Origin of the sequence: Aldersonia kunmingensis (genome assembly GCF_001646865.1) — a bacterium.
Taxonomy (GTDB): domain Bacteria; phylum Actinomycetota; class Actinomycetes; order Mycobacteriales; family Mycobacteriaceae; genus Aldersonia; species Aldersonia kunmingensis.
In genome coordinates, this window is the sequence record NZ_LRRB01000206.1 from 1 (window position 1) to 22,979 (window position 22,979).

Sequence of the window (22,979 nt, forward strand, 5' to 3'; positions counted from 1 at the left end):
GCGTACGCAAACGATCCGGCGCCGGCGAAACGCTCGAAGGCATTCCCGGTGCTGCTCTCGCTGCTGGCTGTCGCGATTCTCGCGCTCGGCGGCGTCGTCGGCTGGCTGCTCTTCACCGGGACCAACAGCGACAGCGGGACAACGATTGCCACTGGCGCTCAGGGCGTGCCCTTGACTCAGGCCAACCCGACCGCACCCGCGCAGCCGAGTGGCGCAACACCGGCACTGCCCGCCGGCGCGACACCGTGTCCGGCCGCGAGCGGTGCCACTGGCACCTACACCCGGTCCGCGGCCGGAAATGCCACTACGTCATGCCCGTTCGCCGAGGAGGTACGTGAGGCATACGTCGCCGCGGGTGCTCAGCCGAAGCAAGTGACGGCCACGAGTCCGGTGACGGGCAAGTCGTACAGGTTGACCTGCACAACGTCCGGCAAGGTGGTTACCTGCACCGGCGGAAACAATGCGGTCATCCACCTCTACTGAGATCGGAAAGTATTTGCGCGCATGGCTTTACGCCATGCTCGTTGGAGTTTTCGCGATCTTGGGATGTGGATCGGGACCGAATGATGGGGCAAGCGGTACCTCGGTCGCCGCGGCGGAGACAACCGCCCCGCCGACACCACTGGCTGCCGCCTTGCGCGAACTCGAGCGGGCTCTCCCTGCCAAAGTGGGGATCGGCGTCGCCCCCGTTGGAGGTACTTCCGCAGTTGCGGTGACGCAGGCGGGCGAATGGACCACGGGTGTCGCGTGGTCCACGATCAAGGTGCCGCTCTCGCTCGCGGCCCTACGGGCATCCGGCGCAAGCGCCGATTCGCTGGCCACCGCCGCGATCACCCAATCGGACAACGTTGCGGCCGACGGGCTTTGGTCCCTGCTCGGCGATCCGATTGCCGCGGCGCAGGCGGTCGGATCGGTGCTTGCCGAAACGGGTGATACAACGACTCAGGTCCAGTCGCAGCGGGTGCGCCCGCCGTTCAGCGCGTTCGGTCAAACGATGTGGAGCATTGCCGATCAAACCCTGTTCACCGCGCAGTTGCCCTGCCTGCCCGGTACCGAGGCGGTGACGTCTCGGATGAGGGAGATTGTGCCGGAACAATTTTGGGGGCTGGCTCGCGTCGAGGGTGCAGTCTCCAAAGGAGGCTGGGGTCCGGGCGAGGATGAGCGCTATCTGGTGCGCCAACTTGCGGTGATCACCACGCCGCAGGGGCAGAGCGCGGTAACCGTTGCCGCCGAGCCGGCGTCGGGCGCGTTCGCGGATGGCGTCGCGATCCTGGACACCGTGGCGGCCTGGGTTGGCGAGCATCTCGATCTGCTGCCCTACGGCATATGCCCGTGAACGGAAGATTGGTTGCGATAGACGGAGTGAACGCTTCCGTTCACTCCGCCTAGTCGGTACCGCGAACGAGCGGGCTACCTCGTCGCCGGCGTCCCGTGGTGCCCACCGAACAGCCCGCCGAACCGGGACTTGTGCCGCGGTTCCTCCGCTGCTCGTGGCGCGTCCGCTGTTCGCGGCGCGTCGGCGTAGCCGGTGTCCGTTGCTGCCACAGCGGGTTCGCGCGCGTAGGCCCGACGGTCGGCGTATTCGATATCGCGCGCGGTCCGCACCGACAAGCGGCCGAGTGCGGTTGCGCCGAAGAAGACGATCACGGCTCCGAGGCCGTAGAAGTAGGTGATCTCGAGGAGCGCGCGCTTGGTGTCTCCATCGGCGATCGGGAAGCCGACACTGCCGATGTTCAGCGGTCCGGCAAACACCTGCCCGACCACGAACCAGGCACCGGCCACAACAGCGAGCCAGCCACCGAACATCGCGGTCGCGCGGTTCCGGGTCATCAGCAACAGCAGACCACCGAAGGCCGCGACGGCTCCGGGCAACACTTCGAGCCAGCCGCGTGCGGCGGTCCAGGTCCACGCCTCGTCAGGGGTGTAGGCCCAGTTGAAGTACGGCCCGATGAACGGAATCAACGCACCCCAAGCGCCGAGTGCTATCAAAAACAAACCACTCAATGCACCACGGCTACGCGGCATATGCATCCGCCCGCCGCGCTGCGCCGGTACACCGGACTGCACGTTGGTCATGACGCCCTCCTTCGAGGCTGCGCCGTCTGCGGTCGCAGTCGGCCTCGAAGTGGGCGTACCCCGTCCAGCGGGCACTAACCCGCCGGACGAGGAGAACGATCAGACGAGCTCCATGTCCTCTGCGCTCCAGACGGCCTTCATGCTGGTGATCTTGCCGTCCTCGTTGAACTCCATGATGTCGATCGGAGCCAGGTTCATGGTCTGCTCGCCGGCCTTGGTGGATAGACGGAACCAGAACGCCGCGACGTTGCCGCCGATACGCGTGGTGAGCAGCTCGGTTTCCTTTTCGAGCGGCTCGAGGATCTGGTAGAACTCGCGGATCGCCTGGTGACCGTGACGCGGCTCGGTGCCGATCGGGTCCTCCACGGTGGCGTCTTCCGCGTACAGGTTGACGATGTCCTCGGTGGCTCCGGCACCGACGAACTTCACGTAGAGCTCGACGGCGGTGCGGATCTGATCAGCTGATGGCATGTGATGGCCTCCTTGGCGCGAAATGTAACACGTTCTAGTTTCGCACCGGAAGGCCTCGTCAGCGCTGGGCGTACTCGAGCATCGGTTGCGTCGCCGCCACCTGACCGCTGCCACTCACGATGACGAGCGCGCTCGGATCGATGCGGTATTCCGTCTGACCGGCCGAGGTCGCCACGGTGAATCCGGAGGGGGTACGTACCGGGTCATCGAGTTCAATCGCCGCGCCGTCGCTGATGCGCATGCCCTTGTAGTAATACCGGCCAGTCCGTTCGACCTGGCACACGACCACGAGCGAATTCGTCGTGCGCCCGATCGCGACAGCCGAGTCGGCCGCGTTGCATCGCGCCGTCTCGGTTGCAAGAAAGCCCTGCTGGTCCGCACCGCCAACCGCACCCGAGAACAGCGGCGGCGCCACGCCGGTCGGGGGCGTCGGCTGCACCGCCGGTATTGGAGGAGGATTCACTGCGCTCGGCGTTCCGGGTGTGGGGGACGCCGCGACAGGGGCATCCGACTTTTCGTTCGAATCATCGCCGGACACAGCGAGCCCGGCCGCGATGCCGCCGAGCACCAACACGCCAATTGCCATCAGGATCAACACGATTGGCGCCAGCGATCGCCGCGCGCGGGGCGTCGCCGCATCCGCTGGCGCCCACTGCGGTTGAAGCGGTGAGTGAGCATGGGCCTGCGGGTTGGCGGTCCCGGCTGACAGCACTACGGTCTCGGTGAGCCGGCGAGTGAGCGCGCTCGCCGCCACCGCGTCGGCGCCAGTCACGGCTTCGCGTGCGGCCCTGGCAAATTCACCAGTTGTCGAGTAACGGTCGGCTGGGTTCTTTGCCATCGCACGCGCGAGGACGGCATCGATGCCAACCGGTACACCCGCGACAAGCGTGCTCGGCCGCGGTGGCGGCTCTTCGAGATGTGCGTGCATCGCGGTATTGGGCGTTGTGAAATCGAATACCTTTGCACCGGTGAGTAGTTCGTGGAGGGTACAAGCCATTGAGTACGTGTCGGCTCGGTCGGTGACCGAGCCGCCGCCGAAACCCTCCGGCGCCATGTACGCATACGACCCGACAGTCATAGCCCGCGTGATGAGGGAACCTTCGCGAGCATCGGCTGCGATACCGAAATCGGTCAAGTACGCGAAGTCATTACCGTCCGCGGTGATCAGGACGTTCTCGGGCCTTACGTCCCGGTGCATCAAGCCCGTGGCATGCGCAGCATCGAGCGCGGCGGCGACCTGGCTCACGATAAGCACTGCACGCGCTGGGGGCATCGGACCGGACCCGCTGATCAGTGCCCGCAGGCTCGGGCCCTGTACCAGGCGCATATCGATGTAGAGCCGGCCGTCGATCTCGCCCCAGTCGTAAATCGGGATAACGTGCGGTTCGGTAAGCACCGCAGCGCTCTGTGCCACCTGGCGGAACCGGTTCGCGAACTCCGGATCGCGGGCGAGCGCTGCGGGCAAGACCTTGAGCGCGACCGTCCGTTGCTTGACGGTGTCGAAGGCCTCGAAGACGTCCCCCATTGCGCCGCGACCGATAAGCGAACGCAGCTGATAGTGACCGAGTTGGCTACCGGCCTTCGTCTCGCCGACCATATGGACGATCCTCACCTGCCTCGGCGACCACTCGGACGAACGCAGCACGGGCCCGACCGCCGACCCACCGGTTGCCGGATCAAGCGACGACGTTGACCATGCGGCCCGGCACCACGATCACCTTGCGCGGAGCCTTGCCGCCGAGCAGCGCGACGATCTTCTCATCGGCGAGCGCCAGTGCTTCAACCTCGTCCGCGGTGGCATCCGACGGCACTGTGACCTTGCTGCGCACCTTGCCGTTCACCTGGATCGGATACTCCACCGTCTCCGCGACCAGATATTGCGGGTCGGCGGCCGGGAACGGACCCGAGGCCAGCGATTCGAGGTGGCCGAGGCGCTCCCACAGCTCCTCCGCGATATGCGGCGCGAGTGGTGCGAGCATCAGCACCAGCGGCTCGACCACCGAGCGCGGTGCACCGTCGGGGTAGGCCTTGGTGAGGTGGTTGTTGAGCTCGATCAGCTTCGCGCCGGCCGTATTGTCGCGCAGCGCAGCGTAATCCGCGGTGACACCGTCAATCGTCTTGTGCAGCAACCGCAGTGTGTCGGCAGAGGGGTCGGCATCGGTGACGCGGAGCTTCCCGGTCTCCTCATCGAGTACGACTCGCCATATCCGCTGCAGGAACCGGTGCGCACCAACGACATCCTTGGTCGCCCACGGCCGCGACTGGTCCAGCGGGCCCATGGACATCTCGTAGAAACGAAGCGTGTCGGCGCCGAAGTCATCGCAAATCTGGTCCGGCGCAACGGCATTACGCAGACTCTTGCCCATCTTGCCGTACTCCTGGAACACCTCGGCGTCCTGGTGGTAGAACTTGCCGTCCCGCTCGACAACCTCATCGGCCTGCACGTAGGCACCGCGCGCATCGGTGTACGCGAAGGCCTGGATGTAGCCCTGGTTGTACAGGCGGCGGTACGGCTCGCTCGAGCTCAGGTGGCCGAGGTCGAACAGGACCTTGTGCCAGAACCGCGAGTACAGCAGGTGCAGTACCGCATGCTCGACGCCACCGACGTAGAGGTCGACGCCGCCGGGGTCGTTCGCACCGTGCAACTCTGGCCGCGGGCCGACCCAGTACTCCTCGTTCTCCTTGGCGCAGATCGCATCCGGGTTGGTCGGGTCGATGTAGCGCAGCTGGTACCACGAGCTGCCGGCCCAGTTCGGCATCACGTTGGTGTCGCGGCGGTACTGCTTGGGGCCGTCGCCGAGGTCGAGCTCGACGTGTACCCATTCGGTCGCCTTCGCCAGCGGAGGCGACGGCTCGGAGTTCGCGTCGTCCGGGTCGAACGACACCGGCGCAAATTCTTCTACCTCCGGAAGCTCTACGGGTAGAGCACTTTCCGGTAGCGGATGCGCGTTGCCATCCTCGTCGTACACGATCGGGAACGGCTCGCCCCAGTAGCGCTGGCGGGCGAACAGCCAGTCGCGCAGCTTGTACTGGATGGTTCCTTCGCCGTGGCCATCAGCCTCGAGCCGGCCGACGACGGTGGCCTTCGCGGTCTCGATGTCGAGGCCGTTGAGGTAATCGGAGTTGACCAGCGCACCCTCGCCGGCATGGGCCGCGTCGGTCACGTCGCCGCCCGCGATTACCTCGACGATCTCGAGACCGAACGCTGTAGCGAATTCATGGTCGCGGTGATCGTGACCCGGGACGGCCATGATCGCGCCGGTGCCGTAGCCGCTGAGCACATAGTCGGCGGTGAACACAGGCACGCGGTGGCCATTCACCGGGTTGGTGGCGTACGCACCCAGGAAGACGCCGGTCTTCTCCTTGTTCTCCTGGCGCTCCAGATCGGACTTCGCCGCGATCGAACGCCGGTACGCGGCAACGGCTTCCACCGGGGTTGCCGCACCGTGGTTGGTCCACCGGGCGTCGACATCGGCGGGCCACTGCGCCGCGGTGAGCGCGTCCACCAGATCGTGCTCCGGCGCGAGCACCACATAGGTGGCGCCGAACAGAGTGTCGGGCCGGGTAGTGAAGACCTCGATAGCGCCGGCATCGGTGTCGAAGCGAACGGACGCACCGCGCGAACGACCGATCCAGTTGCGCTGCATGGTCTTGACCTTGTCCGGCCAATCCAGGTGGTCGAGGTCGTCGACAAGGCGATCGGAGTAGGCGGTGATCCGCATCATCCACTGCTGCAGGTGCTTCCGGAACACCGGGAAGTTGCCGCGCTCGGAGCGGCCGTCCGCGGTGACCTCCTCGTTGGCCAGCACAGTGCCCAGTCCTGGGCACCAGTTGACCTGCGAATCACTCAGGTAGACAAGGCGGTACGAGTCGATCAGCTTGCGGCGCGCATCGGCGTCGAGAGCGTCCCAGCTGCCGCCGTCCGGAACCTGTCGTGTGCCCGAGGCGAAGTCGGCCTCGAGCTCGGAGATCGGCCGCGCGCGGTTCAGGTCGGTGTCGTACCAGGCGTTGTAGATCTGCAGGAAGATCCACTGCGTCCAGTGGTAGTAGTCCACATCGGTGGTGGCGAACGAACGCCGCTCGTCGTGGCCGAGACCGAGGCGGTCGAGCTGCGCCTTCATGGTCGCGATGTTCGCCTCGGTGGTGATCCGCGGATGCGTGCCGGTCTGCACCGCGTACTGCTCGGCGGGCAGGCCGAACGCGTCGTAGCCGAGGGTGTGCAGCACGTTGCGGCCGCGCATGCGATGGAACCGGGCGAACACGTCGGTGGCGATATAGCCCAGCGGGTGCCCGACGTGCAGCCCAGCGCCGGACGGATACGGGAACATGTCCTGCACGAAAAGCTTGTCCGTGGGAACGTCGGCCGGGTCGCTGGGCGCAAGCGGACCGACGGGGTTCGGTGCCTCGAAGGTGCCGCGCTCGCGCCAGCGCTCCTGCCAGCGGCGCTCGAGCTGCCCGGCGAGCTGCGCGTTGTAGCGATGCAGGGGTTCCGCGGCGAGCCGCGCATTATCTGCCGTCTGCTGCGCGTCGCTGGCCTTAGCGGTGGCGGGCATCTCGGGGTTCGGCACGACTCGTCTCTTCTTCTCGGCGGGCTGTTCAGTCAGGGGCGGCTCCGCAGGCCGCGCGCCCTGCTCGGTCGGGGAAGCTGCGCGCCCTGTTCGCCTATCCAGGGTATGCCGCGCGCCACTGTGACCTGCACCCACCCGAGACCCGATGCGACGTACTCCCGAGTAGGACCCGTATCCTTCTTGGGTGCTCGTTGTCGCAGTTGTCCTGTTCGTTCTCGCCCTCGCGGCTGTCGGTTGCGGTGTGGCGGCCCTGATCGGACGGCTGCCGCGCAATCGCTGGGTCGGTATACGCACCCCGCACACCATGCGCAGCGACGCGGCGTTCCGGGTCGCCAACAAGGTGGCCGCACCCACCACGATCACCGCCGGCGTGCTGCTCGGCGTGGGTGGTTTCGCAGCAATTGCCTTCGACGGCATGCTCGCCACCATCGGCGTTGTCGTCGCAGTCATCGCCGGTGTCATCACCGCAGGCAACGGCGGCACGCTGGGCAATCGCGCAGCCGAGGCCATCACCGCCTCCGCCGGGGCCGGGGGCTGCGGTCATTCCTGCGGCTCCTGCTCGCTCAAGGACACCTGCGCACCGTCCTGACGTGAAGGCGGCCGCCTCGGAGAGGCGCAAAAACTGCCGTCGCGGCGGGTCGTGATTGACTGCACATCCGTGAACACCCGACGCATCTTCGATCCGTGGGGCTTGGCGTTCGGCGTTCTGTTGCCGTTGCTCGCCGCCGCGAGTGGGCTCGTGCTCACCTCGATCTGGGAATCACGGCTGCCGACCGAGATCGTCACGCACTGGGGACTCGACGGACCGGACGGTTACTCGACCCCGATGTCTTTCGCCTGGGTGTTCGCGCTGGTGACCATGTTCGTCGGCGGCGGATGCGCCTCATTCGCGGCCCTCGCGCAGGCCCTCCTGATGTGGCGGCGGATCATGCTCGTCACCGGTCTCGTCGTCACCGGACTGCTCTCGACGCTGCTGGTCGCGGTGCTGTGGGTGCAGCTCGACACGGCCAAGGGCGATGACGTCGAACTCCCGGGTGCAGCGATCGGCCTCGGGGTGCTCATCGGCTCCGCCCTCGGCGTGCTCGGCGCGTCGCTGCTGCGCGACTACCGCGTGCGTGTACCTGCCCTCGGTCCGCCCGACGCGAAGTTGCCGCGCGGCGCGGCCGAGCCGTGGCGGATGGTCGGCGGGTTCGGCACCGTCGGGATCGTCGTGATCGCAGCGATCGGAGTCGGAATCGCGCTGTTGGCTTGCGGGACGATTGGCTCCACCTGGCCACTCTGGGTCGGCCTCCCGGTGATCGTGCTCGTGGTCGGCGGATTGCGCTACGACGTCACCATCGACTCGACCGGCGTGCGGGTGCGCAACTTCGGTCTGACGACGTTCGACGTCGACATGGACGAGATCATCGGGGCGAAGCTCACCGATGTGGCGGCGTTCAAGGATTTCGGTGGCTGGGGGCTGCGCGCCAAGGGGCCCGGCCGCTACGGCGTCATCACGCAACGGGGGACCGCAGTCGAGATCGGAACCGCCTCCGGACTGACGCTAACCATCACCACACCGCAGGCCGAGGAAGTGGTCGGCGCACTCAATACCTGGGCGAGTCAGCAGCACGCTGAGCGCTAACCCCGCCAGAATTCGCAGCCCTTCCCCGGGGGCAAATTGTGTAAACGGGGGCGAAACTTCGCACCCACGAAGAAGGTTTGCACTCACGAAGCGCGGGTTCCGCTCAGTCGGGGCTGGCGAGCTGCTCGTCCAGGAGCGCCGCCACCACCGCGGTGCCGGCCGCCGGGTCGCCCACCGCGATGCGGGCGCTGCCATTCGGATAGCTCTTGGCGACGATTCCGGCCCGCCGCAGCGCGGGGGCGATTGCGGGTCCGTCGAGATAGAGGAAATTGGCGTGGCTGTCCGGGACGGCAACACCGAAGCGGCGCAGCGTGGCGGCGAGCCGCTCACGTTCGGTGTTGATCGCCTGCACCCGCTCGCGCAGCTCGGACTCAGCCGCATATGACGCGCGGACCGCCGCGGCGGCGGCGGCGTTCATGCCGAACGGTACGAGCCAGCGTCGCACCCGTGCCGCGAGGTCTGGCGCCGCCACCGCATACCCGATGCGCAGACCCGCAAGTCCGTACGCCTTGGAGAAGGTCCGCAGCACCAGGACGTTGGGGAAGCGGCGCTGCAGGCCGACCACGTCGATGGTGTCGGCCGGGTGCAAAAACTCCACGTAGGCCTCGTCGAGCACCACCACCACGCGCCGCGGCACCGCGGCCAGGAAGGCCCGCAACTCTCCGCTGGGGATCAGCGTGCCGGTCGGGTTGTGCGGTCGGCACACCACGACCACCCGAGTGCGGGGCCCGATCGCCCGCACCATCGCCCACAGGTCCTGGCGCCCGAACCCATCCAGTCCGACCGTCCGGGTGCGCACACCCGCGATCCGGGCCATGATCGGATACCCGTCGAACGTCGGAGTCGAGAAGACCATCTCCTCGTCCGGCCCGATCAACGCCTGCATGATGTGCATCGCCACCCCGGTCGCACCCCCGCCGACCACCAGCCGGTCCGGCGTGACGCCGACCCGTTCGCCGATGATGCGAGGTAGCTGCTCCGGCAGGAACTCCGGATACCGATTCACCTGCGCCATCGATCGATTCAGCTCTTCGAGCACGGAAGGCAATGGCGGATAAGGGTTCTCGCTCAGCCCCAGCTCGAAGCGCTGCTGCACCGGCGCCGTGTACGGGCGGGTGTCGTCGAAGGTGCTTGTGCTCATGCCGCGCTTGCTCCCCACCGCACCGCCGCCGCCCCGGCAAAGTCGCCGGCATGCGCGAACGCGGACATCAGAATCAGCGCACCGTTGGGGATCCGGCCGGCACGGTTCTCCGCGTCGAGGGTGACCGGGATTCCCGCACCGAATAGGTTGCCGCATTCGTCGAAGGTGTCCGGATGCTTGTCCGCCGGCACCTCGAGTGCCTCGTGCCAGTTACGTAGGAACAACCGGTTCGGCTGATTGGTGACCAGCATGTCGACATCGCCGGACTTCGCCCCGATGTCCTTCAGCACCGCATATCCGGCACTGGGCACGAGCTCGTTGCCGCGGGTGAAGACCTTCGCGATCTTCGACTCGGTGAATCCAATTGTCGGCTCGCCGATTCCGGGCTCCCAATACTTCCGTGGCACAGTGCCTTTGGGCAGACCGACGCCCTCGAAGGTCATATCACCGGCGTATTCGGGATAGGTGCGACAGTAGGTGCCGAGAATCGGCGCGTCCTCGTTCTTCACCAGGAGGCCCACACCGCAGCCGTCACCGGGCACCGGCGCGAACGCGAGCTTGCGCACCTCGGGCTGCGTCATGCTGGGACCGGCCGCGTTCTGGGCCGCGGCGATCAGTGCGGTCTTCGCATCGGTGGTCGCCAGGATCATCTTGGCCAGTTCCATCATGTGCATGAACGACGCGCAACCGCCGTTGTGCACGTCGATTACCTTGTCCGGGTGCATTCCTAGCCTGCGTGCCACCTCTGGCCCGCTGCCGAGCACGGGGTTGTCCGGTAACTGGACGTGGGTCAGCAAAACGTCGACGCCCTTGATCATGTCGGCGCCGTGCCGCGCGATCAGCGGAGCGGTCGCGCGCTCGATCATGTCGACGGCGGTTTCATCGCGCGCGACATGGTGACGGTACTTCGGCGAGCGGAACATGACGTTCTTCGCCATTCGTTCCGACCGCGCGAATTGCGTGAAGTATTCGGTGGGAACACGGTTTTCGGGCAGGTAGCTCGCTACGTCGATGAGGCTGACGGTGGGCATGGTGTCGGTCATTCGGCTCTCACTTCATCCAGTCGGGCTTGATCGGCAGGCCATGGCTTGCGCGGTATTCGCAAATTGCCTTGAGGTTGTCCATTTCCATCTGGTGGCCGGCGTAGAAGAGGTCCCAGCCGTCGCCAACCCACACCGGACGGCCGGGCGGAGCCGTTTCCGGATAGGGGTTTTCGTCGTAGAACGGGTGCTTGCAGTTCACCCAGGTGACCACCGAGCCGGGCTTGTTCAGCACAACCTGCGCGTCGATCACCCGCATCAGGTAGATCATCCAGAGGTGCTTGCCCTGGTCCCAGGCGCAGTGATAGTCGACAGTCATGGCGTCGGGATTGGCGATCGTGCGCGCATAGCACTTCGTCTGCCCGCCGACTCGGTCGAACGACTCCCACAGGCCCGGTTCGTCGGTCTCGACGAAGCCCCGGAGGCTGTAGGTCCATTCCTCCAGACTTCGGGTGTCCGCAAGGTACTCGTACACGTCCCGGAACGGCGCATCTATGTAGGCGTTAATGGGACAGAACTCGCCGAACATCTGCGCGTGCGGATACACCGAACGGGTCCGGTCGAAGATGAGCTCCTTGGCCTCATCCTTGTCTTGCGTCTCGATCCTCGTCACGCCGGGAAGCGCATCGGTGATATCGCAGAGGGCGGGCAGCACGTCGGTAGTGGTCACGTTGGATCTCCTCGGGGTTGATCAATCGCCGGCCAGGACGGCCAGAAATGGTGCGAATGGGGGGATTTCGTCGGGATCGCAGTCGATGGCGATGAATGCGGGCCCGGAGACGGTCGCCGTTTCGGACAGTGCGTGGTCGAGTTCCTCCGAGGTTCGAGCGGTGAATGCGGGCAATCCCGGGAACATCGCGGCAACACCTTCGCCGATCCGCGTGGGCCGGAACCTGTTGAAGCTGTATCGATCTCGGTAGAGCAGCTGCTCGCGCGTCACGCACATGGCATGCGCGTTGTTGTTGAAAACGACGAAGGTCATCGGTAGGTCGTGCTCGATCGCGGTATGCAGTTCCATGCCGTGCATGAAGAACGCGCCGTCGCCGGCGATGACGAACGTCCGCCTGCCGTTATCAGTGCAACGAGCGAACGCCGAGCCGATCCCGGCACCGAACGCGTACCCCATTCCGCCCATGCCGAGCGCGACCACGAAGCGGCCACCATCCGGGACCGGCAGGTGGTGCACCACGGCGGCACCGGTGTTTCCTGCGTCCGCGAAGACATCGGTGCCGGGCGGCAGCATCGCAGCGATCGCCTCCACCGCTTCGCGGTAGCGCAGCCCGGGGCCGGTCGCGGCCGGGACGGACAGCGCGCTTGGTCGCTGCGACGACCTGGCCGGCTCGCGACTAGCGCCGTCCGCCAACTCGTCGGCGAGTTTCGCCAGGTCGGTGGCGAGGTCTGTGCTCGTCGCGTGCATCGCCCGCGCGTGCGGCGGCTCCACACCGATACTCGACACCGCGGATTCGGCGAGAAGGTCGTCGAGCCCGCCGCGTGCAGTCACCGGCATCCGGGTTCCCACCAGTAGGCAGATCGTGGCCTCGCGGAGCGCATCGCGGAGTTCGGGATGGCCCATGATCCCGGCGACGCCGCAGTACCCGGGCTCGTTCGCGCCGTAAACGTCCTTGGCGTCCGGGACCACGCCTACGCCCGCATCCAGTGCTTCGGCGAGCCGCCGTAACGCGCCGCGCGCATCGTCGCGCGCGACCTGATCCCCGGCGATGATCAGAACCTTTCCCGCCCGGTGACCCGCGGCGAGGATGCCCTGCAGCGCCTGTAGACCCAGGCGGTCAGACACATGCGCTAGAGCGGGCGGCTGGAACGGCTCGTCCGGATGGAACTCGGCCTGCTGAATGTTCTTGGGCAGCAACAGCACTGCCGGTCCGCCGCGCTTCGCAGCGGCCACGGCGCGGGCGAGGTGCTCGGGGAGATCGGCCGGCCGCTCGACACGGGCGCAATAGCGAGTGATCTCGGAGTACATCTTCTCAATGTCGAGCGTGCCCGCGCGGCCGCTGGTGTCCTGGAATGCGCCGTGGCCCTCGAGGTTCGTCGGGGGCTGCCCCACCAGGGCGAGCACCGGAACGCGCGATTCGTACGATTCGGACAGGCCTGCAACGAGATTCATCGCACCACCGCCGGAGGTCGCCGCGACCACACCTATCCCTGACGTCGACCGTGCGTATCCGTCGGCCATCGTCGCGGCGGCGAACTCATGCTTGGCCACCACACCGGTGACCCGGCCCGGATGGCTGCAATCGGCATCGAAGATCGCGTCGTAGAGATCCTCGATGTTGGCGCCGTCGACCCCGAACACGTGTCGCACGCCGAGCGCGGCAATGGCCTCGACGAGATAATCGACGACCCGTGATGGGCGGTCAGTTTGGGTGGCCGTATCCACTCGCACCTCCTAGGGTCGGCACTGACTGTGCGTGCGTCCCGTCCATGGATACGACCGGGCGTCCGCCGGGGTTCACCACCGACGGCACCGGTCACATCACGCTGGACAGCAGAACTTGTTGGGTAGCCGTCGACCGGATGTCGACCTGCTGGATGTCGGTTGGCGGCAAATCGATCGACGCGCTGGCGTTGATCACATCGCCCGGTTTGGCCGCCCACGTGGCCAGATGCGTCTGGATGCCCGCCGTGGAGGTGACCCACATCGAGTACTCCCCGGTGTAGGCCATGCCGGCGTCGTCGTAGCGGCACTCCATATTGATCAGCGACCCACCGGCGGTTCCCGCGAACAGGTCGAAGTCGGCAGACAGCGGCGTCGGTACCAGCGGCTCCATCGTGCGGGAGGCGACCACCTCGGGTTGCCCCGTCGCGGTCGTCGAAGTGTCATGGGAGCCCGCGTTGACGACCAGTGGCACGGCGATCGCAATCGCCGCGGCGGCAGCGGCAACCGCCGCACCGACGGCAACCCAGCGACGGCGGCGGCGATCCCGCCGGGTGCGTTCGACCAGGCTGTGCATGAGCGCATCGGGGGGTTCGGGGATGTCACGCATCACCAGAGCCGGCGCACCACGTGGTGTCGGCGGCGCGTCGTCGAGCAGCGCGAGCGCTGTCTGGCGCGGCACCAGCGCGAGCATTCCGGGCAGGCCGGCGAGGTCTGCCACCGTCGCGCGGCAAGCCGGGCAATCGTCCAGATGCTGCTCGTAGCGACGACGGTCCGGTGGGGTCAGCGCACCGAGCACATAGGCCGCGTCCCAGGTCGCGAACTCGTCCTCACCGATCTGCGCGTCACCCATGCCGACATCGAAGTTGTCTGAACCGGTGGTCATTTCATCACCCCCATGTCCTGGAGGGCGGCACGCAGCGCCCGCATGCCGTAATGCATCCGGGACTTCACGGTGCCTTCCGGGATGGCGAGCTGGGCCGAGATTTGCTGAGTCGAGAGCCCGCCATAGTAGGAGCGCACGATCACGTCCCGATGGTCCTGGGACAGGGTGGCGAGCGCGTCGGCGACAACCCAGGTGTCGACCGCTCGTTCGGTTTGATCTGCGCTCGGCTGCTCCGGAGGTGCATCCATCCGGATTTCGCGTCGGCTGCGTGCGCTGCGGTGTTCATCGAACGCGAGGTTGCGCGCGACCGTGAAAAGCCACCCGCGGGCAGACCCGCTCGACTGGTCCAGCACCTTGGGGTGCTGCCAGGCTCGAAGCAGTGTCTCCTGCACGATGTCCTCCGCGCGTCCCGCATCTCCGACCAAGCTGAAGGTGTAGCGCCATAAAATCGACGCGTGCTGGTCGTACAGAGCCTGCAAGAGATCGGCATCGTCCGTGCGCACCCGCTCACCTCCACCTCGTCAACGACAGAGCCGTTCGGACGGTTCACCTGCCTCTACCGAAGTAATGGCGGGGCGACGGTGGAACGTTTACATAAGGACAGAAAACTAGTCGGCGGTAGTTTTCGAGGGCTTCTTCGACGGTACTCGCCGGGTGCGTCAATTCCCGCGAAATCGCTGGTCGCAGCGCTTAGCCTTGAGCCGTGAAACGACTCGTGCATCCCGACGGCGTTTTGGCTCCGGCATATACCGGCAGGCTCGCGACGAATCCGGTGCCGGCGTTACGGCTACCGGATTCGGAAATGGATCCCGATCAGGCGTATCAGTTCATTCACGACGAATTGATGCTCGACGGTAGTTCCCGACTCAATCTCGCCACCTTTGTCACGACGTGGATGGATCGCCACGCCGAGAAACTGATGGCCGAGACATTCGACAAGAACATGATCGACAAGGACGAGTACCCGGCCACCGCCGCCATCGAGTCTCGATGCGTGAACATGGTGGCCGATCTGTTCAATGCCCCCGGCCTCGATCCGGTCGACCCGGGTTCGGCCACCGGCGTGTCCACCATCGGGTCCAGCGAGGCTGTCATGCTCGCCGGGCTGGCACTGAAGTGGCGATGGCGCGCTCGTGGCGCCGGATCGGGCACACCCAACCTGGTTCTTGGCAGCAACGTCCAGGTGGTGTGGGAGAAGTTCTGCCGTTATTTCGAGGTCGAGCCGCGCTACCTGCCGATGGCGCATGACCGCTACGTCATCACACCTGAGCAGGTGCTGGAAGCGTCGGACGAGAACACGATTGGCGCAGTAGCCATTCTCGGCACCACGTTCACCGGCGAACTCGAACCGATCGCCGAGATCGTCGCGGCACTCGACAAACTGGCCGCGGGCGGCGGTCCGGACATTCCCGTGCACGTCGACGCGGCGAGCGGCGGATTCGTGGTGCCGTTCCTGCACCCCGACCTGTCTTGGGACTTCCGGCTGCCGCGCGTCGCGTCCATCAACGTCAGCGGGCATAAGTACGGATTGACCTATCCCGGAATAGGTTTCGTCGTCTGGCGGGACAAGGAATCGCTACCCGAGGATCTTGTGTTCCGGGTGAACTACCTCGGCGGCGATATGCCGACCTTCACGCTGAACTTCTCGCGCCCGGGTAATCAGGTGGTCGGGCAGTACTACAACTTCCTGCGGCTGGGCCGGGATGGGTACACCGCGATCATGGAGGCGCTGCGCGATACGTGCCTGCGGATCAGCGGAAAGCTGCGCGAGATACCGGAGCTCGAGGTGATCACCGACGGCTCCGCCATTCCGGTGATCGCGTTCAAGCTGCGTGACGGCGAGGAGTTCGACGTCTTCGACGTGTCCCACGAGCTCCGAGCCCGTGACTGGCAGGTGCCGGCGTACACGATGCCCGACGACGCCACCGATGTCGCCGTGCTTCGCATCGTGGTGCGCGAGGGCTTCAGTGCCGATCTGGGGCGGATGTTGTGTGACGCCATCGCCGAGTCGCTGGCCGCCCTCCGCAAGGGGAAGGGCGGGCATTCGGAGGCGCGCGCCTTCGCGCACTGACCGGTGGGTTAAGTAGCCGAATCGGCATGCAAAACGCCCAGGGAGCAAGTCCCTGGGCGTTTCCACCAATCCCTGGAAGGAAGAGTGGCGCTTACCGTACAGCGACTATCGAGCCGCGTCCAGAGCCGACTTCCGGACCGCGCCAACAACACCCACGCCCATGGCATGGGCCGCTTGCGGCCTACTTGGTCATATCCAGAACGACGCGGCCGTCGATCTTGCCCTGCTCCATAGCGGTGAAGATGTCGTTGATGTCGTCGATCGGCCGTGTGGTGTAGGTCGGCGAGACCTTCCCGCGAGCGAAGAAGTCGATCGCCTCGGTCATGTCCTTGCGGGTGCCGACGATCGAACCGCGCACCGTGAGCCCGAACAGCACCGTGGTGAAGATGTCGAGCGGGAACTGCTCGGGCGGCAGCCCTACAAGTGACACCGTGCCACCGCGACGCAATCCACCGACCGCCTGCGGGAACGCGTGCGCGTTGACAGCGGTGACAAGCGCACCATGCACACCGCCGCCGGTCTTCTCCTTTAGCTCACCGGCCGGGTCGGACGATGTGGCGGCATTGACCGTCACCTCGGCGCCGTGTTTCTTGGCGAGCTCGAGCTTCGAGTCGTCGACGTCGATAGCCGCGACCCGAAGGCCCATCGCGATCGCATATTGCACGGCCACGTGACCGAGTCCGCCGATGCCGGAGATGAGCACCCATTCGCCCGGCTTCGTGTCGGTCACCTTCAGACCCTTGTAGACGGTGACGCCGGCACACAGGATCGGACCAACCGCCGCGAGTTCGAGCCCGTCGGGAATCCTTGGCGCATAACGCGAATCGACGAGCATGTACTGCCCGAACGATCCGTCTACCGAGTAGCCGCCATTCTTTTGCGCCTCGCACAGGGTTTCCCAGCCGGTCTCGCAGTACTCGCATTCACCGCAGGCACTCCACAGCCAGGCGTTGCCGACGGTGTCGCCGACCTTCACGCGGGTAACCGAATCACCGATCTCGACGACGGTGCCCACGCCTTCGTGGCCGGGAACGAACGGCGGGGAGGGTTTGACGGGCCAGTCACCATGCGCGGCGTGGAGGTCGGTATGACACACGCCCGAGTACTGCACGCGCACGAGGGCCTCGAAGGGACCCGGTTTGGGAGTCGGAATTTCCTCGACTTTGAGCGGTTCAGTGAACGAGTGAACAACCGCTGCACGCATCGTCTCGGACATGAGAAAGTTAGTTCCTTTCCACCTCGATGGGGTGTGAGGCGAGCATCGCCAGGGGGAGCGGCTGACGCCGCAGAACATGCGCCCACAGATCGACCCGAGGCGGGCCAATGAGATCGGTGGGCAAGGCGGACAGCACGATCCAATCGTCTCGGTCCAACTCACCCTCGAGCTGACCGAAGGTCCAGCCGGAGTAGCCGGCGAAGACCCGCAGTCCGACGATGTACGGCGCGATCTGGTCCGGATCGGAATCGAGATCGACCATCGCGACGCGCCCGTCGACTCGGCGTAGCCCTGTCACGTCGGTGATGTCGGCGCCGATCCGGATAGTGGCCAGGCACAGCGCCGCGTCACGTTTGACCGGTCCACCGACGAACAGCGCCTTGGGCCGGGCAGCTAGCTCTGACCACTGCGGCAACACGGTGTGTACCGCGGTCTCGCTTGGGCGGTTCAGCACAACGCCGAGACTTCCGGCGTCGTTGTGTTCGATGACGTAGACGACGGTGCGTCGAAAGGAAGGTTCGACCAATTCGGTCGACGAGACCAGCAGGCTACCGGGGCGGACCGTTCGATCTGCCGCGATCCCCTCACCGCGGTCCCAACGTTCGCCTCGGGCGGTGCGATCCTCGGGTTCCTCCGCATGTGCCACGAAATCATCATGGCACCGTTGGGGGCCATATGTGTTCAGACGCTCGGCGAATCGTTATCGCAATCGGAGGGATTCCACGAGCACGTCGAGGTGGTGCTCGAACAGTTCTGCGGGGTCATCGAAGGTGTCCGGGCCGTACTGCCCGAAGACCTCGAAGTTCACCGCGCCGAACAACGCCGACCAGGCGAATACGCCGCGCGTAATCACCTCGCCGGGCGTGTCTATGCCGAGTTCGGCCCGGATCCGCTCGAGGCTTGCCGCCAGTTTCTCCGGCGTGTTCGTGCTCGCCGACAGAGCCACGGCACCTGCAGCCCAGGCTCGGTCGTAGATGCCGACGAGGGCGTAGATCACCCGGGTGCCGGGAATGGTGGTCTGCTCGGCCGGGGCCGCGTAGCCCGGCACTGGGCTGCCGAACAACAGCGCGTAGCGGGCCGGCTCGCGTAGCGCCCAGGCCCGGACTGCACGTCCAACCGTGCGGAACTGTTCTGCGAAATTGTCCTCCGGCACTTCCTTCAGCGCGGCGTCCACCGCGTCACCGAGCTCGTTGTACGCGTCGACCACGAGCAGCGTCAGCAGCTCGTCCCGGCTGCGCACGTATCGGTACACCGCCGACGACACCACCCCGAGATCGCGGGCCACCGCGCGCAATGACAGCGCGGCCGCGCCTTGCTCGGCGAGATGGGCCCGCCCGATACGGGTGATGTCGGCCATCGTCTGCGCGCGGGCGCGGTCGCGCGGTGTTCCGGTCACGACCACAGCGTGGCCAATTTCGCGAGCAGTGTCAACAAAAGAGAGCAGTGCTCTTGACACTGCAGCGCTGCGGGTGCAGGCTGGAGTCACAACAGAGAGCAGTGCTCACATTTACCGGAGGTCGTCATGAGTCAGCTTCACCTCGTCACCGGAGCAGGACCCGTCGGATGGAACGTCGCGGAACAACTCGCGGAGCGTGGCCACCGGGTCCGGGTCCTCACCCGGTCCGGCAGCGGCCCGGATCACCCGCAGATCGAACGGCGCCGCGTCGATGTCTCCGATCCTGCGGCCTTCGCGAGCGCGATCGAGGGCGCGACCGCGATCTACCACTGCACCCACGGCTCGGCTTACTCGGCGAAGGCCTGGCGCGCCGAGCTCCCTGCGATGGAGCAAGTCGTCCTGGAAGCCGCAGGGCGAATCGGTGCGGTGGTCGTGTTTCCGGAGAGCCTGTACTCGTTCGGCAAGGTCGACGCGCCGATGACGGAGGACACCCCGCGCTCGGCGACCACCGGCAAGCTGGGCATTCGCGCCGAACTTCTGCGGGCCCGCGAGGATTCGGCCACCGCGACCATCAGCGTTGCCGCATCGGACTTCTTCGGCCCGCATGTGCGCGGCGCCCACGCCGGCGAGCGGATGGTGCCCACGATCATGGACGGCAAGACCATGCGCGTGATCGGCAGTCTCGACCAGCCGCATTCGTTCACTTACGTGCCCGACCTCGCCGCCGCCATGGTCACCGCGGCCGCGGAACGCGACCTGTGGAACAGCTTCCTCTTCGCGCCAACCTCAGCCGCGGTCACGCAGCGGCAGCTGATCGAGACGTTCGCTGCCGCCGCGGGTGTGCCCGCGCCCAAGTGCTCGGCCATCCCGGCCTGGGCGATGGATGCGGTCGGTTTTGTCCACGCCGACACCCGTGAACTCGCCGAAACCGCATACCAATTCGCGCGTCCGTTCGTGATGGACAGCAGGACCAGCGAGCGCCTGCTCGATCTGGCACCCACGCCTCTCGCGGATGCGGCGGCCGAGACGGTGCGGTGGTGGCAGGGCCTGCGGGCGGCCGCCTGAGGTCCTGGCGATCACCCCACGAAATCGGGCTCGCCGGCCCGGCTCACCGCATCGAGGCGTCCATCACCGTCCCGATCGACCACGGCCAAGGTAGGCGAAACGAGCAATGCGTCGTAACCCGCCCGGCCGGCCGCGCTGATGAGAACACCGTCAGCGCGGCCGTCGTGGTCGACACCGAGCGCTGCCTGCTGTGTCTGTTGATCGAAATCGGCTGCAGTGAAGGGCTTTTCGATCCCGCGCAGGCCCTCCGATTCGACTGCGGACTGTCGGGCACCCGGCGATTCGTGTGCCCATACACCCCTGCCGCCCGGGTCGACGAAGAACCGCTCGACACGGCCGTCATCGTCATAGTCGAGCGCTGCGGTATCGGCGATACCGTCACCGTCCGAGTCCCACATCGCGTCGTCACGCCGGCCGTCACCGTCGAAATCTAGAGCCACGGCATCGGCGCCGCCCGGGGTGCCGAGATCGAGATCGGCCGGTGTCGACCACACCACCGGATCATCGAAACCCGTGCCGAACGAGTACTCGAGCTCCATACCCGGTAGACGCGATGCCGCCCAGTGCGGTTCCTCGAGCATTCATGCGGCCGTAATCGACACGAGTCCGACCGCGGGCACGCCGCATCGGCGGGCCAAGTATTGTTTCAGCGATCATGACTGGCGCACTGCACCGATGTCCGGGGCCGTGAAGGCACCCGGGGTTGGCCGATCCTGGCTGGACCAATGGTTCGCCAAGACGGCAGCATGGGCCGATCCGGTCGCCACGCTCGGCGCCGGAACGGCCACCGCGCTGTTGCCTGATGTCCTGGTCAGCGCGCTATCCGAAGGCATTTTGAGCCGCTTCGGCGGCCAGCGAATCGACCTCGTCCTACGCGGACGGCCGATGTCCGCGCATCTCGTCTCGCTCGAAGTCCGCCGTACTGGCGCATCGTTCCGCGCCCGCGCCGAGCTCACCGACGTGGACTGGGACGGCTACGGTTTCGACTCCCTCAGCATCACCGCGAACGGTGTCCGGCTCATTCCCAGCCTGGCCACGCGGTTCCAGGCCGAACAGATCGATATCCAGGGCGAACTGCCGCTGTCCGAGCTGATCGAATGGCTCAACGGGCATGGCCTGCAGTGGGCGCTCGGAATCGACGACTCCGGATTGATCCGTGCCAAACATTCCCGGCGCAAACTCGTCGCCCTCGTCGATGCAGCCGTCGTCAACGACCTACTGCGCATCGAGGTCAAGCGGGCGCACTGGATGGGCATGGTGATCCCGAACTCACTGCTCACCACGCGTTCGATGCCGCTTCCCGCGCTACCGAACGATGGCCGGATCGTGCGGGCCACCCGGCACGGCGACACGGTGCGGTTCGCGATCGACATCGCCTCGATGTCCGGCAGCGTCGATCTTGCTCAGGTGCGTACCGCCATCGCTGCAGGGAGCGGCTTCACCATCTGGTGAGCCCCGGCTACGCCCAAGCTCGCAGCGAGCGAATGACACCCCGCGTCGCGGACTCGACCGCGAGCAGGGGCGAGAGGGCAAGTTCGGCCACATCGACGATCCGCTCGACGCGTTCGACGATGCCGTCCAACCGCACGGCGATATCATCCAACCGCCCCACCGCGGTATCGACTTTGCCCAGCGTGTCGTTGAACTTGCCCATCGCGCCGGTAAATCCGTTCAGCGCGCCATCGAAATCGGTTAGCGCAGTGCCGAGATCGTTGATGACGGCGTTGAGTTGGTCGACCGTGAGATCGGCATTCAGCGCCGCTTGAGCCAACTTCCGGATACGCCCGGGTTCACCGGCGGTACGGTCGGCCATCGCGTCTCCTCAGCACATTTTCCTACTGACGAAACGACAATAACGGCCGGCCGCGGGTGCTTCTAGCGACGCTCACGAACGCGCCGAATCGTGCTGGACCACAAGAGCTTCGGAACGGCGACAGCCTGTGCCCGAGTCGAACGGCGGATGCGGGTCGTATTCGATGACGAGCTGAGCCACTTCGGCATGCTCGCGCCTTGCGATCTGCACGATTTCGGACGCTCCTCGATTACATGGGGCGGTTGTCGAGCAGCTTGCGCACGCGCTGCTTGTTGCGCTCGAGCACGCGTGCCTCGTACGCGATCGGCAGGTAGCGAATCCGTTCCGGCAGCAGCGGCGTCACGCGGGCAACGACCCAGCCGATGCGGACCAGCTTGCGCTCGTCGGCCTCGGTCCACTCGAGCCCGAGCAGGTCACGGGCGTGCTGGGGCGTGGTGCCGACCGTGACGAAGTGCTGCAGCTTTCCGACCGGGCGGGTGATGGTGCGCCACGCCGGACGGAATACGCGCGGCAGCTTCGGCGGCGGCGGGATGACCGCGATGCTCTTGAGGAAGTCGTAGGCGGTGGGATGTGCGACCAGACGCTCTTTGACGAGCTGCTCGAACTTGACCTCGAACTCCGCGTAGGTCTTCGGGATCTCCTTCTCCGCCACGTACAGGTTGCGCCAGATCTGGAGGGTCTCCGCGTAGTAGTCCTCCTTCTCCTGATCGGTGAAGGGCCGCTTGGCGAAGTAGCGGGCACCCTCGATGAACGCGTATGCACCGGTCAACATGACCCAGGCCCACGGTCCCGAGGACAATGCCTTGTGCCGGACGCCGTTCTCGTCGGTGGAGTTCAGGGTGGCGTGCATCTTGCGCAGCCGGTCGGCTTCGACCAGCGCCTCGTCACCGCCGTAGACCCAGGTCATCACCGAGGCGAGGCTGCGGGTGGCGCGACCCACGGCGTCCGTGCGGAACGTCGAGTGCTCGCCGACGACGGTGCCGATGGTCGGCTCCATGGTCTGCAGCAGGAAGGCGGTGCCTCCGGTCAGCGAGAAGGTGACGAGCCCAATTTCGTCCCACAGCCGGGTACCCGGCTCGATGGGGCGGCGGCGCGCCTCAGCGGGCGCCTGCGGCGCATTCGCCTCAGCAGGGACGGTGTCGGGGGTATCCGTGACCTCTGGGGTCCGGAACTCGGCAACACTCATACCAGTCGGCCTCCTTGCCGATAGAGTGAGAGAA

22 protein-coding genes and 1 pseudogene are annotated in these 22,979 nt (G+C 66.2%); 7 read left to right on the forward strand and 16 right to left on the reverse strand.

The genetic code is table 11. From position 1 onward, the window contains the following. Both A8G08_RS27525 and A8G08_RS16050 read left to right on the forward strand, forming a co-directional pair. Nucleotides 1-483, forward strand: a pseudogene (locus tag A8G08_RS27525) (serine/threonine-protein kinase); the annotation flags it as partial. Nucleotides 484-712: 229 nt separating this feature from the next. Further along, complete coding sequence (locus A8G08_RS16050; RefSeq protein ID WP_084436354.1) at nucleotides 713-1,336, forward strand: serine hydrolase; 624 nt, start codon at nucleotides 713-715, stop codon at nucleotides 1,334-1,336. Between the two features lie 74 nt (nucleotides 1,337-1,410). On the opposite strand, the gene A8G08_RS16055 is transcribed toward A8G08_RS16050, so the two are convergent. The 4 genes from A8G08_RS16055 to leuS all read right to left on the reverse strand — a co-directional run bounded on the left by A8G08_RS16055 (nucleotide 1,411) and on the right by leuS (nucleotide 7,100). Continuing rightward, complete coding sequence (locus A8G08_RS16055; protein ID WP_068276057.1) at nucleotides 1,411-2,076, reverse strand: hypothetical protein; 666 nt, start codon at nucleotides 2,074-2,076, stop codon at nucleotides 1,411-1,413. Between the two features lie 99 nt (nucleotides 2,077-2,175). Continuing rightward, entirely contained in the window at nucleotides 2,176-2,547 is a 372-nt protein-coding gene (locus A8G08_RS16060; protein ID WP_068276060.1) for a nuclear transport factor 2 family protein, read from the reverse strand. A 58-nt stretch (nucleotides 2,548-2,605) separates the two neighbouring features. Then, a complete protein-coding gene (locus tag A8G08_RS16065; protein ID WP_068276063.1) occupies nucleotides 2,606-4,144 on the reverse strand; it encodes a serine/threonine-protein kinase in 1,539 nt (512 codons plus the stop codon). 79 nt (nucleotides 4,145-4,223) lie between these two features. Further along, nucleotides 4,224-7,100, reverse strand: coding sequence for a leucine--tRNA ligase (gene leuS, locus A8G08_RS16070; protein WP_068276194.1), 2,877 nt, complete (start codon nucleotides 7,098-7,100; stop codon nucleotides 4,224-4,226). Between the two features lie 199 nt (nucleotides 7,101-7,299). Between leuS and A8G08_RS16075 the strand changes: the two genes are divergently transcribed. Further along, entirely contained in the window at nucleotides 7,300-7,704 is a 405-nt protein-coding gene (locus A8G08_RS16075) for an SdpI family protein (protein WP_068276065.1), read from the forward strand. 69 nt (nucleotides 7,705-7,773) lie between these two features. Further along, complete coding sequence (locus A8G08_RS16080) at nucleotides 7,774-8,739, forward strand: DUF1648 domain-containing protein (RefSeq protein ID WP_068276068.1); 966 nt, start codon at nucleotides 7,774-7,776, stop codon at nucleotides 8,737-8,739. A 103-nt stretch (nucleotides 8,740-8,842) separates the two neighbouring features. On the opposite strand, the gene A8G08_RS16085 is transcribed toward A8G08_RS16080, so the two are convergent. The 6 genes from A8G08_RS16085 to A8G08_RS16110 form a co-directional block, all read right to left on the reverse strand. Then, entirely contained in the window at nucleotides 8,843-9,880 is a 1,038-nt protein-coding gene (locus tag A8G08_RS16085; protein WP_068276202.1) for an aminotransferase class I/II-fold pyridoxal phosphate-dependent enzyme, read from the reverse strand. Then, on the reverse strand, nucleotides 9,877-10,911 hold the full coding sequence (locus A8G08_RS16090) for a 3-oxoacyl-ACP synthase III family protein (protein ID WP_068276196.1): 1,035 nt from the start codon (nucleotides 10,909-10,911) through the stop codon (nucleotides 9,877-9,879). The genes A8G08_RS16085 and A8G08_RS16090 overlap by 4 nt, the downstream gene beginning before the upstream one ends. 19 nt (nucleotides 10,912-10,930) lie before the next feature. Further along, a complete protein-coding gene (locus A8G08_RS16095) occupies nucleotides 10,931-11,590 on the reverse strand; it encodes an SRPBCC family protein (protein ID WP_187344473.1) in 660 nt (219 codons plus the stop codon). Between the two features lie 21 nt (nucleotides 11,591-11,611). Further along, nucleotides 11,612-13,315 carry a thiamine pyrophosphate-binding protein gene (locus tag A8G08_RS16100; RefSeq protein WP_084436356.1) on the reverse strand — a complete coding sequence of 568 codons (1,704 nt, stop codon included), beginning with the start codon at nucleotides 13,313-13,315 and terminating at the stop codon, nucleotides 11,612-11,614. Nucleotides 13,316-13,406: 91 nt separating this feature from the next. Beyond that, nucleotides 13,407-14,198, reverse strand: coding sequence for an anti-sigma factor family protein (locus A8G08_RS16105; protein ID WP_084436358.1), 792 nt, complete (start codon nucleotides 14,196-14,198; stop codon nucleotides 13,407-13,409). Next, entirely contained in the window at nucleotides 14,195-14,701 is a 507-nt protein-coding gene (locus A8G08_RS16110; RefSeq protein WP_068276075.1) for a sigma-70 family RNA polymerase sigma factor, read from the reverse strand. Before A8G08_RS16110 ends, A8G08_RS16105 begins: the two co-directional genes overlap by 4 nt. Nucleotides 14,702-14,901: 200 nt before the next feature. On the opposite strand from A8G08_RS16110, the gene gad reads away from it, so the two are divergent. Beyond that, nucleotides 14,902-16,269 (forward strand): glutamate decarboxylase, encoded by a 1,368-nt coding sequence (gene gad, locus A8G08_RS16115; RefSeq protein ID WP_068276078.1) that lies wholly within the window; start codon nucleotides 14,902-14,904, stop codon nucleotides 16,267-16,269. Nucleotides 16,270-16,450: 181 nt separating this feature from the next. On the opposite strand, the gene adhP is transcribed toward gad, so the two are convergent. The 3 genes from adhP to A8G08_RS16130 are packed head-to-tail and all read right to left on the reverse strand — an operon-like array spanning nucleotide 16,451 to nucleotide 18,881. Further along, complete coding sequence (gene adhP / locus A8G08_RS16120; RefSeq protein WP_222844272.1) at nucleotides 16,451-17,485, reverse strand: alcohol dehydrogenase AdhP; 1,035 nt, start codon at nucleotides 17,483-17,485, stop codon at nucleotides 16,451-16,453. A gap of 7 nt (nucleotides 17,486-17,492) precedes the next feature. Next, nucleotides 17,493-18,131, reverse strand: coding sequence for a YqgE/AlgH family protein (locus A8G08_RS16125; protein WP_068276080.1), 639 nt, complete (start codon nucleotides 18,129-18,131; stop codon nucleotides 17,493-17,495). Between the two features lie 54 nt (nucleotides 18,132-18,185). Then, nucleotides 18,186-18,881 (reverse strand): TetR/AcrR family transcriptional regulator, encoded by a 696-nt coding sequence (locus A8G08_RS16130; protein ID WP_068276212.1) that lies wholly within the window; start codon nucleotides 18,879-18,881, stop codon nucleotides 18,186-18,188. A 126-nt stretch (nucleotides 18,882-19,007) separates the two neighbouring features. On the opposite strand from A8G08_RS16130, the gene A8G08_RS16135 reads away from it, so the two are divergent. Then, a complete protein-coding gene (locus A8G08_RS16135) occupies nucleotides 19,008-19,946 on the forward strand; it encodes an NAD-dependent epimerase/dehydratase family protein (protein ID WP_068276084.1) in 939 nt (312 codons plus the stop codon). Nucleotides 19,947-19,957: 11 nt separating this feature from the next. On the opposite strand, the gene A8G08_RS16140 is transcribed toward A8G08_RS16135, so the two are convergent. Next, complete coding sequence (locus A8G08_RS16140) at nucleotides 19,958-20,527, reverse strand: hypothetical protein (RefSeq protein WP_245672851.1); 570 nt, start codon at nucleotides 20,525-20,527, stop codon at nucleotides 19,958-19,960. A 94-nt stretch (nucleotides 20,528-20,621) separates the two neighbouring features. On the opposite strand from A8G08_RS16140, the gene A8G08_RS16145 reads away from it, so the two are divergent. Then, nucleotides 20,622-21,398 (forward strand): hypothetical protein, encoded by a 777-nt coding sequence (locus A8G08_RS16145; protein WP_068276087.1) that lies wholly within the window; start codon nucleotides 20,622-20,624, stop codon nucleotides 21,396-21,398. A 7-nt stretch (nucleotides 21,399-21,405) separates the two neighbouring features. Here the strand turns inward: A8G08_RS16145 and A8G08_RS16150 are convergent, their stop codons facing one another. Both A8G08_RS16150 and A8G08_RS16155 read right to left on the reverse strand, forming a co-directional pair. Further along, nucleotides 21,406-21,759, reverse strand: coding sequence for a hypothetical protein (locus tag A8G08_RS16150; protein WP_068276090.1), 354 nt, complete (start codon nucleotides 21,757-21,759; stop codon nucleotides 21,406-21,408). Nucleotides 21,760-21,988: 229 nt separating this feature from the next. Then, nucleotides 21,989-22,945, reverse strand: a complete 957-nt coding sequence (locus A8G08_RS16155) for an oxygenase MpaB family protein (RefSeq protein WP_084436360.1) — start codon at nucleotides 22,943-22,945, stop codon at nucleotides 21,989-21,991. Nucleotides 22,946-22,979 lie beyond the last annotated feature (34 nt).